The organism is Novosphingobium sp. 550D (assembly GCF_057401885.1).
This window is the reverse complement of the sequence record NZ_CM171613.1, coordinates 3,376,460-3,392,705: the sequence shown is the minus strand read 5'-3', so window position 1 is coordinate 3,392,705 and position 16,246 is coordinate 3,376,460. Positions and strand designations below refer to the sequence as shown.

Genomic DNA, 16,246 nt, shown 5'->3' with positions numbered 1-16,246 from the left:
AAGCACAATCTTTGCATCTTTTCATTTTCATGGCGGAAAATTGAAAATTAGTCGGCCCGCCATCACCTCTGCTATGGTGAGAAAAGCGCTTTATCCCTTCACAAATGACGCGAAAGGTCCACATAGGGGCCAAGGCGTCCGGTCGGGCGCATCACGAATATGGAGTACCCCGGTGGCAAGTCTTGGCCTGAGCATCGAAGAACAGAAAGCCGTTGATCGCTTCCGCAAGGCGGTGGTCGAGCCTTCGATGACGCAATTGGTGATTCTCGATTTCTGGGCCGAATGGTGCGGGCCTTGCAAGGCGCTGACCCCGGTGCTGGAAAAGGTCGCGGCCGAATATGCCGACAAGGGCGTCGTTCTGGCCAAGGTCAATGTGGACGAGGAAGGCTTTATCGCCAGCCAGTTTCAAGTCCGCTCGATCCCGACCGTCTATGCGATCTTTCAGGGACAGCCGATTGCCGACCTGACCAATGCGCGCGGCGAATCGCAGTTGAAGGCGATGCTGGACCAGTTGCTCAAGCAATTGCCGATCCAGCCCGCGGGTGACCCCAAGCCCGACCTCGAACCGCTGCTGGCCATGGGTGAGGAGGCGCTGGAAGCAGGCGATGGCGAACGCGCCGTCAATATCTTTGCCCAGATCGCCGAAATCGCGCCTGACAGCGCAGCGGCCCATGGCGGGTTGATTCGCGCGCTGGTGCTGGGCGGACAGGTGGAGGAAGCCGAGGGCGTTCTGGCCTCGCTCGATCCGGCCATCGCGGGCGATCCGGCGGTGGAGCGGGCCAAGGCGGCGCTCGAACTGGCCAAGGATGCGCCTGAGGATGGCGAACTGGCCGGTTTGAAGGCGGCGGCTGAAGCTGCGCCCGATGACCATCAGGCAGGCTTTGATTATGCCAGCGCGGCCTTTGCCGCCGGTGATCGCGATGCTGCGGCGGCCACACTGCTGCGTCTGATCGCGGCGGACCGGACGTGGAACGAGGGCGCGTCGCGCACCAAATTGCTTCAGATTTTTGAGGCCATCGGTCTTGAGGATCCCTGGGTTTCGGCCCAGCGTCGCAAGCTCTCCACCATCCTGTTCGGTTGATTGATGCGGGTCTCGATCTTTCCTCTTTCGGGGGCGATGCTCTATCCGGGGCTCAGCCTGCCGCTGCATATCTTTGAGCCGCGCTATCGGGCCATGGTGTCCGATGCGCTGGCTCGGGATCGGCGAATCGGCATGATCCAACCGCAAAGACCGGAGGAGGGCGCCCCGCTCTATGATGTGGGGACGCTGGGGCATATTCAGGAGGTCGAGGCGCTGCCCGATGGGCGGTTCAACATTGTGCTGGTGGGCGAGGCGCGTTTTCGCATCCTGCGCGAAATGACGGTTGTGACGCCTTTCCGCCAGGTCGAGGCCGAATTGTTGCCCGACCCCGAACATCAATCGATCAGCGCGGTCGAGCGCGCCATGTTCGAACGTGAGGCGCGCCACTTTGCCGATGCGCAAGGCTATGCGGTCGATTGGGAGCAGGTGACGCGATTGGACGATCAATCGCTGATCAATGGTGTGGCCCAGATCGCGCCTTTTGATGCCGCGTCAAAGCAGGCGCTGCTGGAAAGCCCCGATCTGGCGATGCGCTGTGAATTGCTGGTGCAATTGATGCAATTTTACGGTCGCCGCGATGGTGACGATGGCGCCGCCACGCTTCAGTAGAAATCAGGCCCGAATCAACAGGCGGGTTTCATCCAGCTCGATCACGGGCACTTCCCACGGGTGCGCGGCGATGATGGCCTCCAGCGTTTGATCGACTGCCTGCTGCGGCGCATCATCGGGAATATGGATCGTCAGGATAACAGTGGGCGAGAGACTGCGCGCGCCAGCTGCGCCCAATGTCGGCGTTGCGCCGGCGGTCGGTTCGAAACTTTCCCAACCGGGATGTAATTCAACCACGCCGCGATAGAGGCCGAAATCGCCAAGCGGATTGTCACCCCGCACAATGGCCAGCATCGCACTCAACGCCGGATCATCCTCGATCGATTCCCCGGCCATCAGGCGCGACAAAGTGGACGCGGCAACCGGGCAATAAATCCGCAGGCGTTGAACCTTGCGCAGAGCAAATCCCATGGCGGCCTCTCCATCATCATGGCGTTGAACGTTTGGTCAGAGACGTCTGCCCAAGCAAGTCTGACGCGCCTTTTTGTGCGCGGAACACATCAACCTGAATAAGAAATGCCGATTTTGCCGTCCTCGACTGTTGTGGAAATCAGCGCTCGCTCGGCACCCTCCAGCAGGATCGCAGTCAATTGGCCCGATTGATAGGCGCCCGTGTCGATCCCGATCCGGTTTCGACGAAATTCCGGCGCCGGGATGATCGTGTGGCCATGAACCACCGTGCAGCCATGAGACTGCTCGCTCGACAGAAATGGTTCGCGGATCCAGCGCAGGTCGGAAACGGATTGCTCGTTCAGCGGGATGCCGGGGCGAATGCCTGCGTGAACAAAGGCATAGTCGCCGATCAGAATGCTCTTTTCAAAGCTTTTGATGAAGTTGACCCATTCATCCGATACGACCTGATTGAGCAGCGCATGCAGTTCTTCCCATGATGCGGCGGCATAGGTCTTCTCGTCCACGCCAAAGCTGAGAATGGTTTCGCGCCCGCCATGCTGGACAAAATGGCGAAGAACCTCAAGCCGTTCGAGCGAATCCAGCAGCATCTCTTCATGGTTGCCCATCAGGATGTGCATGGCCTTGTTGGCCGCGCGGCGTTCGCTTTGCCATTGCCGCGCCAAGGAAAGGACCCCAAGGCTGGCCGGGCCACGATCGATCAGATCGCCCAACAGAATGATCGTTGTATCGGCGGGGCCGCGTTTTTCGTCTTCGGCTTCGATGGCGCTCATCAGCGCTTCGAACAGGTCGAGCCGACCGTGAATGTCGCCGATGGCAAAGACGCGCTGACCATCTGGAATACGCGACGTGTTGGTCGAGGCGGGGCCGCCGAACAACTTGCGCAACGCACCTAGCATAGTCTTGTTCGCCTCATATTTTGTGAAACTCAGGGCATTAAGGGTGACGCAGGTAAGGGTCAAGTTTATCAAGAGGGCGTGGCAGCCGATCCATCATCTTGGGCCGGGGCGGAATTTACGTCTTGCCCAACGGGTTATCCGACCGGCATGGTCGGATCGGCATGTGATTGGCGATTATTGGAGTTTTGAGCCGTGACCAAATTTTTGCACACGATGATCCGTGTGACCGATCCGGATGCAACCATTGCGATCTTCAATTTGCTGGGGTTGCAGGAAACCCGCCGCTTTTCCAGCGAGCAGGGGCGCTTCACCCTTATCTATCTGGCCTGTCCCGGACAGGATTACGAGGTTGAGCTGACCTATAACTGGCCCGCCGAGGATGGCAGCGCGGAAACCTATACCGGCGGGCGCAATTTTGGCCATTTGGCGTTTCAGGTCGAGGATATTTACGCCACGTGCCAGACGTTGGCCGATGCCGGAGTGATTATCAATCGCCCGCCGCGCGATGGTCACATGGCCTTTGTCAAAACGCCGGACGGCATCAGCATCGAATTGCTTCAGAACGGAAAGCTGCCGCCTCAAGAGCCTTGGGCCAGCATGGGCAATACTGGCACATGGTAAAGGATTCGGGGGCGGCAGGGGTCAATCCTGTCGCCCCAGTTTCAATAGAGCGCCGCCGATCAATCCTGAAACAATCGATCCGGCCAGAATGCCCATCCGTATGGCATTTTCGCGCATGGGATCGGGGGCAAAAGCCAGCGAGCTGATAAACATGCTCATGGTAAAGCCAATGCCGGCAAGATGCCCCGCGCCCAGAGCCTGAAGCCAGCTGACGCCATCGGGCCTGCGCGCGATCCCCAAGCTTTCGGCAAGCCAGATTGCCCCAAAGACACCAATCGGTTTGCCCAATACCAAACCGGCGCCAATGGCCAAAGGCAATGTCAGGTCCGCCCCCAGCAATCCCGCGTCTATCCTGACGCCCGCATTGACGAGGCCAAACAGCGGCACAATGAAAAAGCCGCTCCACGGGGTCAGGGCATGTTCAAGGCGGAGCAGGGGGCTGTCATGCCGTTGATCAAGCGCAATGGGCACGGTCAGCGCGGCCAGAACGCCCGCTACGGTTGCATGAACGCCAGAGTGCAACACGCACCACCACAAGACGCAGGCCATGATCAGATAGGGCCAGACCTTAGTACAACCCAGCCGATTGAGCGCAAAACCCGCCGCCAGAACCGCAAAACTGATGCCGAGCCACATCAGGTCAACATGCGCGGTATAGGCCAGCGCAATCACAATTACCGCGCCCAGATCGTCGACAACCGCAACAGTCAACAGAAACAGCCGCAGCGAGCGAGGAACGCAGCGCCCCAGCAGTGCGATAACCCCCATGGCAAAGGCAATGTCCGTGGCCGAGGGAATCGCCCAGCCACGTTGCAGATCGGCATGGCCTTGGGAAATGAGCAAATAGACAACCGCAGGCACGGCCATACCTGCGGTTGCGGCCAGCACAGGCAGCCTGCGTTCCTGGGCATGGGCCAGGTTGCCGATTAAAATTTCCCTTTTAACTTCAAGGCCTACGGTAAAAAAGAATATAACCATCAGTCCATCGGCAATCAGATCACGGATGGAGTGAATATGCGGAAAAAAATCACCCAGCCGTGGCTGATTCAAAAATCTCATCCAATGTTCTGAAAATGGCGAGTTACTTATGGAGATAGCGGAAATGGCCGCAAAGGCCAGCAGGATGCCCGCCGCAATTTCTTGCTGCCTGGAAATATTTTGTACAAATTTCCAAATTTGACTGAAAATAAACTTCAAGCAAGTTCTGCCTTAAGAAATGACATTGCGTGGATTAGAGAATCTAACTAAGTATTTACATATAGTGCCAACGGGGGTTGTCTCTTTGATGTCCTATGCCGCATGGGGTGGCTGGACTTTGGTCGAATGGTTGTTGTTGATCGAACGGGAGTTGCTGCTTTTCGCGCTTTTCTGGTTCGTGATCGGCATGGTGGACGAGTTGGCAATCGATGTCATCTGGTTTTGCCTTCGCCTTCGTCCGGGGAACGGTACGCCGCATTTGCCTCGCACCATTTCGAATGGGCGTCTGGATGGACGCATAGCGATCTTTGTCGCCTGTTGGCGCGAGGCTGACGTGATCGGCACAACCGTTGCCAACATGCTGCATAATTGGCGCGAATCCGACTACACGCTGTATGTCGGTTGTTATGCCAATGATCCGGCCACCGTTTCGGCGATCACGGCCGTGGCCGGAACGGATCCGCGGTTGCGTATCGTTATTCACGATAAATTCGGCCCGACGACCAAGGCGGATTGTCTTAATCGCGTTTATCGCGCGATGTGTGCGGACGAACAGCGGTTGGGCTTCCGTTTCAAGGGCATCGTGCTGCACGACAGCGAGGATATGGTCCATCCCCTGGAATTGAAATTGATCGACCGCGCGCTCTGCGATGTGGAATTTGTCCAGTTGCCGGTTCGACCAGAGTTTCCCGCAGGCCCGCATTGGGTGGCGGGCCATTATTGTGATGAATTTACCGAATCCCATACTCGAATGCTTCCGGTACGTGATGCCTTGGGTGCGGGCCTGCCCGCCGCAGGTGTCAGTTGCGGATTTGCCCGCGACATCATTGAAACTATCGGTGAAATAAGGGTTCTTGAGGGTGTCGAAGGACCATTTGCTGCCGATTGCCTGACCGAGGATTACGAGTTGGGTATGCTGATCCCGCAATTGGGCGGGCGCAGTTGCTTTTTGCGATGCCGGGATGCCGATGGCAACCTTATCGGCACGCGGTCCTATTTCCCAAACACCGTGCTGACCTCGGTCCGACAAAAGACGCGCTGGATGCATGGCATCAGCCTTCAGGGCTGGGACAGGCTGGGTTGGAATGGCCGCTTTGTCGATATCTGGATGTCGATCCGCGATCGTCGCGGCCCGCTGATCGCACTGGTGCTGTTTGTCGCATACTTGCTGGTCGTGCTCGAAGGGACGCTTACAATATTGCGACTGTGGTATGGCCGGGAAATGCCGCAATTGCCGCCTGCTTCGGATGCGATGCGCTACTGTATGCAAATTTGCGCTCTCGGCCTCTTTTGGCGGTCCTTTATGCGGGCCGTGTTTACCGGGCGCGAATACGGGTGGAAACAGGGATTGCTTGCGCCTCTGCGCCTGCCTGTTGCCAATATTGTGATGATATTGGCCGCGCGCCGTGCGGTGCTGGCCTATTGCCGCAGCCTTGCCGGGGCAAAGGTCGTTTGGGACAAGACGGAACATGTTGTCCATCCCGCTCTGGCTTCCACTATCCAAGCGGCCAAGGGCCCTGTTGAGCAGGTTGCCTGATGCCCGAATTTGCCGATTTGCACGGCCGCCTTGCGCAACCCAGAAAGCGTGGGCAGCCGCTTGTCATTTTCCTTTCCGTACTGATGGTCTGGATGGGCGTGCGTACGCTTACCTGGCAGCATTTGTCGCTGGCCATTCATGACAGCAAGCCAAGCGTTAAAGCCCCGATCAGGCCCCGTATCAGCCTCAAGCGATGGCAGAATGCACAAAATACGTCGTTGATTGGTCATGCGACCCCGATTGCCGATGTGCCATGGCATCCGGCCCCATCGCCGTTGCCTATGGCTTTGCCGCAGGTGCCCTTGCCGGAACCACAGGCATTGGATCTGATTGACCCCATGACCGAGGTCACATCTTCGGCAAGAGTAAGAGGGGCCGCCGCCCAGCAAATGCTCTATCTGGCCGTCATGGCCCAATTGCCATTGCCGTTTGATACGCCACCTGAGCGCAATGAGGCGAAAAAAGACCCCTCGGTCGTCAAACGGCCTCCCTCCGTTTTGCGTCTTTCGGCCAATGGCGGGCCGGTGTCGAAAGATGCAGCCATGGTGCCGCCACGCACGCAAGACTTGCTGGCATTAGGACAGCGCCAAACCTTATTGGCGCCCCGGTGGTCGGGCGACGGCTGGTTGTTGATGCGTCAGGGTGGCGCCAGCAACGCACTGTCAAGTGGCGGGGCGCCCTATGGCCCGACCTATGGCGCCAATCAGATCGGCGCCGTTCTGCGATACCGTTTGGTGCCGGGCTCGCCATTCAAGCTGACGGCCTATACACGCGCCTATGGTGCGCTGAATGGGACGGGTGAGAAGGAGGTCGCGGCGGGCCTTTCGCTGCGCCCGGTGCCGTCGGTTCCGATCATTGCCATGGCCGAAATGCGGGCCAGCCAGTTCCAGTCCGGCCAGACACATTTGCGCCCCTCGGTCAGTCTGGTGACGGAAATGCCACCGGTTGCCTTGGGCGGAAAGGTCGAAGCGGAAACCTATGTTCAGGCCGGTTACGTTGGCGGTCTGGCCGCCACGCCCTTTATCGATGGACAGATCCGGGTCGAACATGTCGTCAACCGGCCCGATGGCGCACAGGTCCGATTGGGCGTTGGCGCATGGGGCGGGGCGCAGGATGGCGCCAATCGTCTGGATGTCGGGCCGACATTGCGGGTGGGAATAAGCAGCGGCCGGGTGGGCGGGCGTTTGGCCATCGATTATCGCTTGCGGGTAAAGGGTAATGCCATGCCCAGTTCCGGCCCCGCCGTGACGCTGTCCGCAGGTTTTTGACGCGCCTGTGCGGACTTGGGTGCGGGCGGGGCTTTCCCCTTTGGCAAACTGGCGCTAGCGTGGGTCTGCCATGGATGTCTATCTTCCCATTGCCAATCTTTCGGTCAACGGTCTGATTATTGTCGGGCTTGGGCTGCTGACGGGTATGCTTTCGGGCATTTTCGGCGTGGGGGGTGGGTTTTTGACCACGCCTTTGCTGATCTTTTACGGCATCCCGCCCACGGTCGCTGCCGCCTCTGCGGCCAGCCAGGTTACCGGGGCCAGCGTTTCGGGCATGTTGGCCCATCACAAACGCGGCGGTGTGGATTACCGGATGGGAGGTGTGCTGGTCGCAGGGGGCATTTTGGGCACCGGCATCGGCGCCTTGTTGTTCAGCCTGCTTCAGGCGCTGGGACAGATCGATACGGTCATCAACTTGCTCTATGTCTCGATGCTGGGCGGGATTGGCGCGATGATGGCGCGTGAAAGCATCCAGACCTTGCGCGCAGGGGCCGAAGGTTCGCGCCCGGTGCGCAGCCGCAGGCATCACCCGATGGTGGCGCGATTGCCGGGGCGTTGGCGGTTTTATCGGTCGGGTCTTTATATTTCGCCGCTGGCACCGCTGTTGCTGGGCGTGTTCACCGGCATTCTGACCATGCTGATGGGGATTGGCGGGGGCTTTGTCCTTGTCCCGGCCATGCTGTATATTTTGGGCATGAGTGCACAGGTCGTGGTCGGAACCAGCCTGTTCCAGATCCTGTTCGTCACGATGGCGACCACGATGATGCATGCGTTGACCACGCGGGCGGTGGATATCGTGCTGGCGGCGCTCTTGCTGATCGGATCGGTGTCGGGGGCGCAACTGGGCGCGCGTTTTGCCACTACGGCCAGCCCTGTTAAGCTGCGCCTCGCTCTGGCTGCCATCGTACTGGCCGTGGCGGCGCGCATGGCGCTGGGCCTGACATGGCGGCCTGATGAGATTTTTACGGTGAGCCTGCTGTGAAGCGTCTGCTTGCCCTTCTTGCCTTCTTCCTGCTGACCGGGGCCAGCGAGCCGGTGTTGGTCACCGACATTTCGCAGCACCGGATCGAATTGCGCCAAGGTTTTACCGGGGCGCAATTGCTCTTGTTCGGGGCGATCATGTCGCCCGACGGGGCCAGCGCGGCGCGGGACTATGACGTCGTTGTCGTTCTGGAAGGGCCGGCGCGCCAGATGGTTTTGCGGGAAAAGCAAAAGGTAGCCGGCATGTGGGTCAACGCCGAATATACAACGCTTCGTTCGGTGCCCAGTTTCTATGCCGTGGTGGCCAATCGTCCGATCCGCGAGATTACCGATCCGCGCACGGCGGCTATTTACCAACTGGGCCTCGATTCGCTGCAACTTTCGCCCAGCGACAGTATTGATCCGGCCCGCGAAACCCATTTTGCCAAGGGCTTGGTGGATCTGATGCAGCGGCAGGGCCTGTTTCATCAGGATGATCATGGCGTGACCATCAATGGTCAGGTGCTTTATTCCGCACGTATCAACCTGCCTTCCAGCCTTCAGCCCGGCACCTACACGGCCGAAACCTTTGCCGTGCGCAAGGGGCGGGTGGTGGCCTCCGCCACCGCGCGGGTGGAGGTGGGCAAGGAAGGGTTTGAAAAAGCGGTTGCCGATTTCTCGCAAAAAGAATCGCTGGTTTACGGGCTGCTGGCGGTGGCTGTCTCGGTGGCGATGGGATGGATGGCCGGGCGCCTGTTTGCCTTGATTTGAAAAAGGCAAAAACTAAGCTTAATATTAACCTATTGCCCCCATTTTCGAAGCACAATGACAGGGGTTCGCATCTCGACAAAGGCGCGATGGGCATGAATGACATGGCCAATCATGTCTATCACGTGCGTCGTACAGATCAGAGCGATCTGGGCGGTGCTGTTTCCGCGCCGGCAAATGCGACACAGCCCATTGGCGTTGTTCTGGAAATTTCAGGGTCCGGCGGTCTGATCGCCTTGGATTTGCAGCGGTTGGGCGAATGTGCATCGGATGCTGACCCCTCGGTCGCTCAATCGGGCCTTGTCGGCAGCCAGATTCGTATCATCACCGGCAATATCTGTCTTTTGGCCAGCGTGCGCGACCAGAAACAAGGGCGGCGCGGCGATGAAGGCATCGTGGCCAGCGTCGATTTTCTGGGTGAGGGGAAGGTTGATCCAGCCTCTGGCGCATTGACCAGTTTTCAGCGCGGGGTGACGCAATATCCCTTGCCGGGCGCCTTGGTCTATCCAGCGGCGACGGCGGATTTGCGGCGCATCTATTCCGGCGATGGCCGCGCCAGCGTCGCCATCGGCCGCGTGCATCCCACCCGCGATATCAACGCCAGCCTGTATGTGGACCCATTGCTGGGCAAGCACTTCGCGCTTTTGGGTTCAACCGGCACGGGCAAGTCCACCGCGCTGGCCTTGATCCTGCACCGGATTTGCGAGGCATCGCCCCATGGCCACATTCTGATGATCGACCCGCATGGCGAATATGCCAGCGCGTTTCGCCATACCGGGCTGATCCTTGACGTATCGAACCTGCAATTGCCCTATTGGCTGATGAATTTTGAGGAGCATTGCGAAATCCTCCTCTCCAGCAAGGGCGAGAACCGGCAGATGGATGCTGAGATTCTCGGCAAATGCCTGTTGGCGGCGCGCCAGAAAAACCGTCTGGCCGAAGCTTTGGGCGGGCGGATTACGGTGGATTCGCCAGTGCCCTATCTGATCAGCGATCTTCAGGCGATCCTGCATCAGGAAATGGGCAAGCTGGAGAAATCCACAACGACCGCGCCCTATATTCGACTTAAAACAAGGCTTGAGGAATTGCGGGGCGATCCGCGATTCAACTTCCTGTTTTCGGGCATGCTGGTGGGCGACACGATGGTCGATGTGCTCTCGCGCATGTTCCGCCTGCCTGCCGGTGGACAGCCGATTGCGATTATCGATGTGTCGGGTGTGCCGTCGGAAGTGACCTCGACTGTGGTGGCTTTGCTCTCACGGCTTGTTTTCGACTTTTCGATCTGGGCGCGTGAGGAAGAGACGCGGCCTATCCTGCTGGTCTGTGAAGAGGCGCATCGCTATGTGCCCAATGAAAAGAACGCCGATGGGTCATCGGTAGGGCGCATCCTGTCGCGCATTGCCAAGGAAGGGCGCAAATATGGCGTCTCGCTGGGGTTGGTAACACAGCGCCCCTCCGACCTTGCCGAAGGCGTGTTAAGCCAGTGCGGCACGATTATCGCCATGCGTTTGAACAATGAGCGTGATCAGGCCTTTGTCCGTGCGGCCATGCCAGAAGGCGCGCGCGGTTTTCTGGATTCCATCCCGGCCTTGCGCAACCGCGAATGCATCATCTGCGGCGAAGGCGTGGCGATCCCGATGCGCGTCGCCTTTGACGATCTGGAGGAGGTCAAGCGGCCCGCCTCGTCCGACCCATCCTTCAGCCGGTTGTGGCGCGAAGGGGGCGATGATCACGACATGGTGCGCCGCACCGTCCAGCGCTGGCGCACCCAAGGGCGTTAAATCAGCCCTTCTTTGGCGTAATCTTGCGCCAGTTGCCGCGCAGATAGATCGTGCTGGTCATCACCACCGCCACCACGGCGCTGAACGGATAGGCGTACCACAGCGCTTCGGCGCCGAGATAGGGGAACGCCGCGAAGTAAAAGCCCACGCGCGCCGGATACATCGCCACAAACATGATGACGAGCGGGATGATCACCGCGCCATAGGCCCGTATCGTGCCGGTCAGGATCATCATGATGCCGAACAAAACGAAGGATACCGACACGATCGGCTGCATATGCTGGGCAATCGGGATCGAGGGGCTGCCCGGAACAAGGAACATTTCCAGAAGCGGCGCATCGAAAATCACGATCAGCACGGCCAGCGTCACCGTCACGCTTTCATTCACGATCAACCCGCGCATCGTGATCTTGCTGACGCGCTTGTGCAGTCCCGCCCCGACATTTTGCGCCACCATGGCCGAAACCGCGCTGGCAATGGCAAAGGCGGGCATTTGCAGATAGTTCCACAATTGCATCGAGGCGCCATAGGCCGCCGCCGTCGCCACGCCTTCGCGGTTGACCAAGCCCACCATCACCAAACCGGCAGACGACACCAGCAGCATCTGCGCGCCCATGGGCAGGCCCTTGGCGATGATGAAGCGCAATTCCTCCCCACGCGGGCGCAGATAGGCCCATTCGGCCCCGCGCAGGCGCAACGGCAGATCGCGCAGATAGATCCACCCCAGCATCAACGCCGCGCCCGCGAAATTGGCCGCCGCCGTTGACCATGCCGAACCGGCAATGCCCATCGCCGGGATCGGGCCAAACCCGCGGATCAACAACGGATTCATCGTGATGTCGATAATCACCGTCAGGATCATGGCAAACAGCGGCACCTTGGCATCGCCAACCCCGCGCATCCCCATCGACAGCATGATGGAAAGCGACCCGAACGGCATGGTGATGAACACCACGCGCAGATAATCCAAGGCCTCGATCCGGCTTGCCTCTGGCGTGGCCATGAGATGCAGGAGCTTGGGCGCCAACACCGAACCGATCAGGCCGATCAGCACCGAAAGCGCGACGCAAAAGCCAGTGCCGGAACCAAACGTAATGCGCGCCGCATCCATGTTGCGGGCTCCGAAATACTGGCCCACGCGCACGGTCGTCGCCATGCCGAAACCGAACACTGTGGCCATCAACAGGAACATGATGATGTTCACATTGGCCGTCGCGGCCAGCGCGCTTTCACCGATCAGCCGCCCGACCCAGATCGAATTGATCGTACCGTTGAGCGTTTGCAGCAGATTGGACAAAAGCGTCGGGATCGAAAACATCAGCAATGTTTTCAAAATCGGCCCCTGCGTCAGGTCTCCGCGCATGGGGGCACTATGGCCGTGAGGGCGGGTTTCTGTTGCGGGCGCTTCGGTTACAATCTCACTCATGTGCCTCTGGTGTCGCCAGAAAGGTGAATATGCAAGCGGTCTGTCATCGCATAGCCGCGCATCAGACATTGATCAGCAAGCCATACCATTCGTCCGCGAAGGGTATCCGGGTCGCGCCCCTCTGGCATCAGGAAGATGCGGTCGGCGGGCAGGGCGTGTTCGGCGGCCAATGCGGCGACTTCTTCGACATCATCCGGGCGGGCCACCACGAATTTGAAGAAGGCTTTGGGATATTGGGCAAAAAAGCGCAAAGCCTCGGGGCGGATGGCCAGATCGCGCGGGTTGCCGGAATGGCTCAGCTTGGGGCTGACATTGTACTGATGCACCAGCGCGGCGAGCGATTCCGAGGGCACAACCGAGCCATTGGTTTCGATCTCGACATGATATTGGCCCAGCGTCGACAGATGATCGATCATCCGTACAAGGGCCGGGGCCTGAAGCAAAGGCTCGCCGCCGGTGATGACGAGTCGGTTTTGGCCAAAGCTGTGAATCAGCGCCGCGACTTCGGCCTCGGGCAGGGACAGTTGATTGTCGCGGCGGTCAAAGGCGATCCCGTCCTTATGGGGCCGGTTGTCGCCTTCAAAACGCCAAGTATAGGCCGTGTCGCACCATTGGCACGCCAGATTGCAGCGCGACAGGCGCAGGAAGACAGAGGGGCGCCCGATGGACGCCCCTTCACCTTGCAAGGCTGCAAAGATTTCCGGTTTGCCCGGAGTGATCGTTGCTAAGCTGAGCATTACCCCAACCGTGCCAGCGCGGCGGCAAGGCGGGTGGCCTCGGCGCTGTGATGGGCGTGGTCGGCGCGGGCCTTGTCGATGGCCTCGGGCTTGGCCTTTTCGACAAAGGCCGGGTTCGACAGGCGCTTGTCGAGCGAATCGCGCTCCTTTTCGGACGCGGCCAAAGCCTTGGCCAGACGCGCCTTTTCCGCCGCCACGTCGATCAACCCTTCGAGCGGGACGAGGATATTGGCATCGCCCGCGCCCACCTGCATCGCCGCACCCGCAGGGGCCGGGGCAAAGTGGATCGCATCCAGACGCGCCAGACGGTCAATCGCCACCGGATTGCGGGTGATGATGCCGCGCGTAGCCTCGCTCGGTTCGGGCAGATAGGCCGTCAGGCGCGAACCCGGCGCAAGACCCAGTTCCACCTTGGCGGCGCGCAGATTGCCGATCAGCGCGATCAGCCATTCGACCTCACGCTTGGCCTCGGCGTCCACTTCGGCCTGCGGGGCGGGCCATGCCGCCACGATCAACTCGTTTTCACGCGTGCCCAGTTTACTCCACAGTTCTTCGGTGACAAAGGGCATGAAGGGGTGAAGCATGACCAGAATTTGATCCAGCACCCAACCGGCCACCGCCTTGGTTTCCTCGTCGAACGAACCCTTGATCAGTTCGATGTACCAGTCGCAGAAACCGTCATAGACGAAGCGATAAATCGCATGGGCCGCTGCGTCGAAACGCAGGTCTTCCATCGCCTTGTCCAGAGCGGCGACGGTTTCGACGACTTCGCCGATGATCCATTTGTTGACCGCGCTGGTGGCCTTGGGCGCGGCGATCGAGGTGGACCCGACAATGCCGTTCGACTGACAGAAACGCGCCGCGTTCCAGAGCTTTGTGGCAAAGTTGCGATAACCCTCGACGCGCTTTTCATCCATCTTCACATCGCGGCCCTGCGATTCCATCGCCGCCATGAAGAAGCGCAAAGCGTCCGCGCCATATTTGTCGATCAGGCCCAGCGGGTCGACCACATTGCCCTTGGACTTGGACATTTTCGCGCCATCGGCGGCGCGAACCAGGCCGTGCAGATAGAGCTTCTTCCAAGGCACTTCCTTCATGAAGTGCATACCCTGCATCGCCATGCGCGCATCCCAGAAGAACAGGATGTCAAAGCCGGAAACGAGCAGGTCGTTGGGGTAATGCTTTTTCAGCAGCGGCGCGTCTTCATCTGGCCAGCCCAGCGTAGCGAAGGGCCAGAGCGCGGAGGAGAACCACGTGTCGAGGACGTCGGAATCGCGGGTCAGCGTTACCGAGGTAAGTCGGCCATTTTCATTGCTATAGAGATATTCACCTTCACCTTCATGCGGCAAAGACACGTCTACCCCATCGCCATAATATGACTTTGCAAGAGCTAATGCTTCTTCGTCCGTCTGTGCGACGAATGGCCGATAGACAGGTCGGTTGCCGCGAGTGAAACCGGGGGTCGCGAAATTTTCAGCATAGTCCAAATCAGGCCCATACCACGCCGGAATCCGATGGCCCCACCAAAGCTGGCGCGACACGCACCACGGCTGGATGTTTTCCATCCAGTTGAAGAAGGTCTTTTCCCAGCTCTTGGGTACGATTTCGATGGCGCCCGAACGCACCGCCTCGATCGGCTTTTGCGCCAGAACCGCCGCATTCACATACCACTGATCGGTCAGCCAGGGTTCGATCACAACGCCGCCGCGGTCGCCAAACGGCGTTTGGATGGTGCGCGGTTCGGCGTCGTGCTCGACCTCGTTGCCTTCCTTGTCCTTGGTGACATGGGGAATGAGGAAGCCCAGAGCCTTCATCTGCTCGACCACCATGCGGCGGGCCTCGAAACGCTCCACGCCAAGGTATTGCGCAGGGACCAGTCCGTCGGCGGTCTGCACCACATTGGCATCGGCGTCGAACATGTTGAGCATGTCATTGGCCGCGATCCCGGCGCGCTTGCCCACTTCAAAGTCGTTGAAGTCATGGCCCGGCGTGATCTTGACCGCGCCGCTGCCCAGTTCGGGATCGGCGTGTTCGTCGGCCACGATTTTGAAACGGCGGCCGGTGATGGGCTGGAGGATTTCCTTGCCGATCACGCTTTTGTAACGCTCGTCTTCGGGGTTCACCGCGACGCACATGTCGGCCAGCATGGTTTCGGGGCGCGTGGTGGCGACCTCGATATAATCCAGCCCGTCATCGCGGGTGACGCCATCGGCCAGCGGATATTTGAAATGCCAGAAGCCGCCCTTGACCTCGCGGGTTTCCACCTCAAGATCAGAAATCGCGGTTTTCAGCTTGGGGTCCCAATTGACCAGACGCTTGTCGCGATAGATCAGCCCCTGATTATAGAGATCGACAAAGACCTTCACCACCGCCTTGGTGAAATGCGGGTCCATCGTGAACTGCTCGCGCGACCAGTCCATCGAGCAGCCCAGACGGCGCAACTGGCCGGTGATGGTGCCGCCGCTCTCGGCCTTCCATTCCCAGACCTTTTCGATGAAGCCTTCACGCGTGTAATTGGTGCGCTTGTCGCCCTTGGCCTCCATCTGGCGCTCGACCACCATTTGCGTGGCGATGCCGGCATGGTCGGTGCCCACGACCCACAGCGCATCCTTGCCGCGCAGGCGCTCGTAACGGATAACGATGTCCTGAAGCGTGTTGTCCAGCGCGTGGCCGATATGCAGCGAACCTGTCACGTTGGGCGGCGGGTTCACAATAGTATAGGGCGCCGCATCGGGGCGCTCCGGGCGGAACAGATTGTTCGCTTCCCAATGGCCATACCATTTCGCTTCGATCCCGGCGGGGTCAAAGGTCTTGTCGAGCATGTTGGCGGTTTCGTCGGTCATGTCATATCCAGCTATTTGGCAGCGGCCTTTGCCAGCATGGCCCCCCTTTCGCAAGACTTGGTGCCGTAAAGCCCCCTTGCAGGGGGCGAGTTTTTCGCCCACAAGGTT

General features: G+C 59.5%; 14 protein-coding genes. 8 read left to right on the top strand and 6 right to left on the bottom strand.

Annotated elements, in window-relative coordinates; genetic code table 11:
- Window positions 1-172 precede the first annotated feature (172 nt).
- Window positions 173-1,081 (top strand): tetratricopeptide repeat protein, encoded by a 909-nt coding sequence (locus tag AC2S2E_RS15975; RefSeq protein WP_486523053.1) that lies wholly within the window; start codon window positions 173-175, stop codon window positions 1,079-1,081.
- A gap of 3 nt (window positions 1,082-1,084) precedes the next feature.
- On the top strand, window positions 1,085-1,690 hold the full coding sequence (locus AC2S2E_RS15970; protein ID WP_476105710.1) for an LON peptidase substrate-binding domain-containing protein: 606 nt from the start codon (window positions 1,085-1,087) through the stop codon (window positions 1,688-1,690).
- Between the two features lie 3 nt (window positions 1,691-1,693).
- Here the strand turns inward: AC2S2E_RS15970 and AC2S2E_RS15965 are convergent, their stop codons facing one another.
- Together AC2S2E_RS15965 and AC2S2E_RS15960 are read right to left on the bottom strand one after the other, a co-directional pair.
- A complete protein-coding gene (locus AC2S2E_RS15965; RefSeq protein WP_486523052.1) occupies window positions 1,694-2,101 on the bottom strand; it encodes a hypothetical protein in 408 nt (135 codons plus the stop codon).
- An 89-nt stretch (window positions 2,102-2,190) separates the two neighbouring features.
- Window positions 2,191-3,000 carry a metallophosphoesterase family protein gene (locus AC2S2E_RS15960; RefSeq protein WP_486523051.1) on the bottom strand — a complete coding sequence of 270 codons (810 nt, stop codon included), beginning with the start codon at window positions 2,998-3,000 and terminating at the stop codon, window positions 2,191-2,193.
- A 192-nt stretch (window positions 3,001-3,192) separates the two neighbouring features.
- Between AC2S2E_RS15960 and AC2S2E_RS15955 the strand changes: the two genes are divergently transcribed.
- Window positions 3,193-3,621 (top strand): VOC family protein, encoded by a 429-nt coding sequence (locus AC2S2E_RS15955; RefSeq protein ID WP_476105706.1) that lies wholly within the window; start codon window positions 3,193-3,195, stop codon window positions 3,619-3,621.
- A gap of 21 nt (window positions 3,622-3,642) precedes the next feature.
- Here AC2S2E_RS15955 and nhaA read toward each other — a convergent pair whose 3' ends face one another.
- Window positions 3,643-4,818, bottom strand: a complete 1,176-nt coding sequence (gene nhaA, locus AC2S2E_RS15950; RefSeq protein WP_486523050.1) for a Na+/H+ antiporter NhaA — start codon at window positions 4,816-4,818, stop codon at window positions 3,643-3,645.
- A gap of 88 nt (window positions 4,819-4,906) precedes the next feature.
- Here nhaA and AC2S2E_RS15945 point away from each other — a divergent pair, with 88 nt between their 5' ends.
- The 5 genes from AC2S2E_RS15945 (at window position 4,907) to AC2S2E_RS15925 (ending at window position 11,132) form a co-directional block, all read left to right on the top strand.
- A complete protein-coding gene (locus AC2S2E_RS15945; RefSeq protein ID WP_476105703.1) occupies window positions 4,907-6,355 on the top strand; it encodes a glycosyl transferase family protein in 1,449 nt (482 codons plus the stop codon).
- 338 nt (window positions 6,356-6,693) lie between these two features.
- Window positions 6,694-7,623: a hypothetical protein gene (locus AC2S2E_RS15940; RefSeq protein ID WP_486523049.1), complete on the top strand. Its 930-nt coding sequence runs from the start codon at window positions 6,694-6,696 to the stop codon at window positions 7,621-7,623.
- 70 nt (window positions 7,624-7,693) lie between these two features.
- A complete protein-coding gene (locus tag AC2S2E_RS15935; protein WP_476105700.1) occupies window positions 7,694-8,605 on the top strand; it encodes a sulfite exporter TauE/SafE family protein in 912 nt (303 codons plus the stop codon).
- A complete protein-coding gene (locus AC2S2E_RS15930; protein WP_476105698.1) occupies window positions 8,602-9,354 on the top strand; it encodes a TIGR02186 family protein in 753 nt (250 codons plus the stop codon). The genes AC2S2E_RS15935 and AC2S2E_RS15930 overlap by 4 nt, the downstream gene beginning before the upstream one ends.
- Before the next feature lie 92 nt (window positions 9,355-9,446).
- Entirely contained in the window at window positions 9,447-11,132 is a 1,686-nt protein-coding gene (locus tag AC2S2E_RS15925; RefSeq protein WP_486523048.1) for an ATP-binding protein, read from the top strand.
- A gap of 1 nt (window position 11,133) precedes the next feature.
- Here the strand turns inward: AC2S2E_RS15925 and AC2S2E_RS15920 are convergent, their stop codons facing one another.
- From AC2S2E_RS15920 to AC2S2E_RS15910, 3 genes are read right to left on the bottom strand one after another with little or no spacing between them, the layout of a single operon-like run.
- Window positions 11,134-12,558, bottom strand: coding sequence for an MATE family efflux transporter (locus tag AC2S2E_RS15920; protein WP_486523047.1), 1,425 nt, complete (start codon window positions 12,556-12,558; stop codon window positions 11,134-11,136).
- Window positions 12,555-13,295, bottom strand: a complete 741-nt coding sequence (locus AC2S2E_RS15915; RefSeq protein ID WP_486523046.1) for a 7-carboxy-7-deazaguanine synthase QueE — start codon at window positions 13,293-13,295, stop codon at window positions 12,555-12,557. Before AC2S2E_RS15915 ends, AC2S2E_RS15920 begins: the two co-directional genes overlap by 4 nt.
- A complete protein-coding gene (locus tag AC2S2E_RS15910; protein WP_486523045.1) occupies window positions 13,295-16,138 on the bottom strand; it encodes a valine--tRNA ligase in 2,844 nt (947 codons plus the stop codon). The genes AC2S2E_RS15915 and AC2S2E_RS15910 overlap by 1 nt, the downstream gene beginning before the upstream one ends.
- Window positions 16,139-16,246 lie beyond the last annotated feature (108 nt).

Coding starts and splice junctions, on each gene's coding strand:
- AC2S2E_RS15915 (WP_486523046.1), bottom strand. CDS start 13,295: ATGCTCAGCTTAGCAACGATCACTCCGGGCAAACCGGAAATCTTTGCA.
- AC2S2E_RS15925 (WP_486523048.1), top strand. CDS start 9,447: ATGAATGACATGGCCAATCATGTCTATCACGTGCGTCGTACAGATCAG.
- AC2S2E_RS15910 (WP_486523045.1), bottom strand. CDS start 16,138: ATGACCGACGAAACCGCCAACATGCTCGACAAGACCTTTGACCCCGCC.
- AC2S2E_RS15970 (WP_476105710.1), top strand. CDS start 1,085: ATGCGGGTCTCGATCTTTCCTCTTTCGGGGGCGATGCTCTATCCGGGG.
- AC2S2E_RS15945 (WP_476105703.1), top strand. CDS start 4,907: ATGTCCTATGCCGCATGGGGTGGCTGGACTTTGGTCGAATGGTTGTTG.
- AC2S2E_RS15920 (WP_486523047.1), bottom strand. CDS start 12,558: ATGAGTGAGATTGTAACCGAAGCGCCCGCAACAGAAACCCGCCCTCAC.
- AC2S2E_RS15940 (WP_486523049.1), top strand. CDS start 6,694: ATGACCGAGGTCACATCTTCGGCAAGAGTAAGAGGGGCCGCCGCCCAG.
- AC2S2E_RS15935 (WP_476105700.1), top strand. CDS start 7,694: ATGGATGTCTATCTTCCCATTGCCAATCTTTCGGTCAACGGTCTGATT.
- AC2S2E_RS15965 (WP_486523052.1), bottom strand. CDS start 2,101: ATGGGATTTGCTCTGCGCAAGGTTCAACGCCTGCGGATTTATTGCCCG.
- AC2S2E_RS15960 (WP_486523051.1), bottom strand. CDS start 3,000: ATGCTAGGTGCGTTGCGCAAGTTGTTCGGCGGCCCCGCCTCGACCAAC.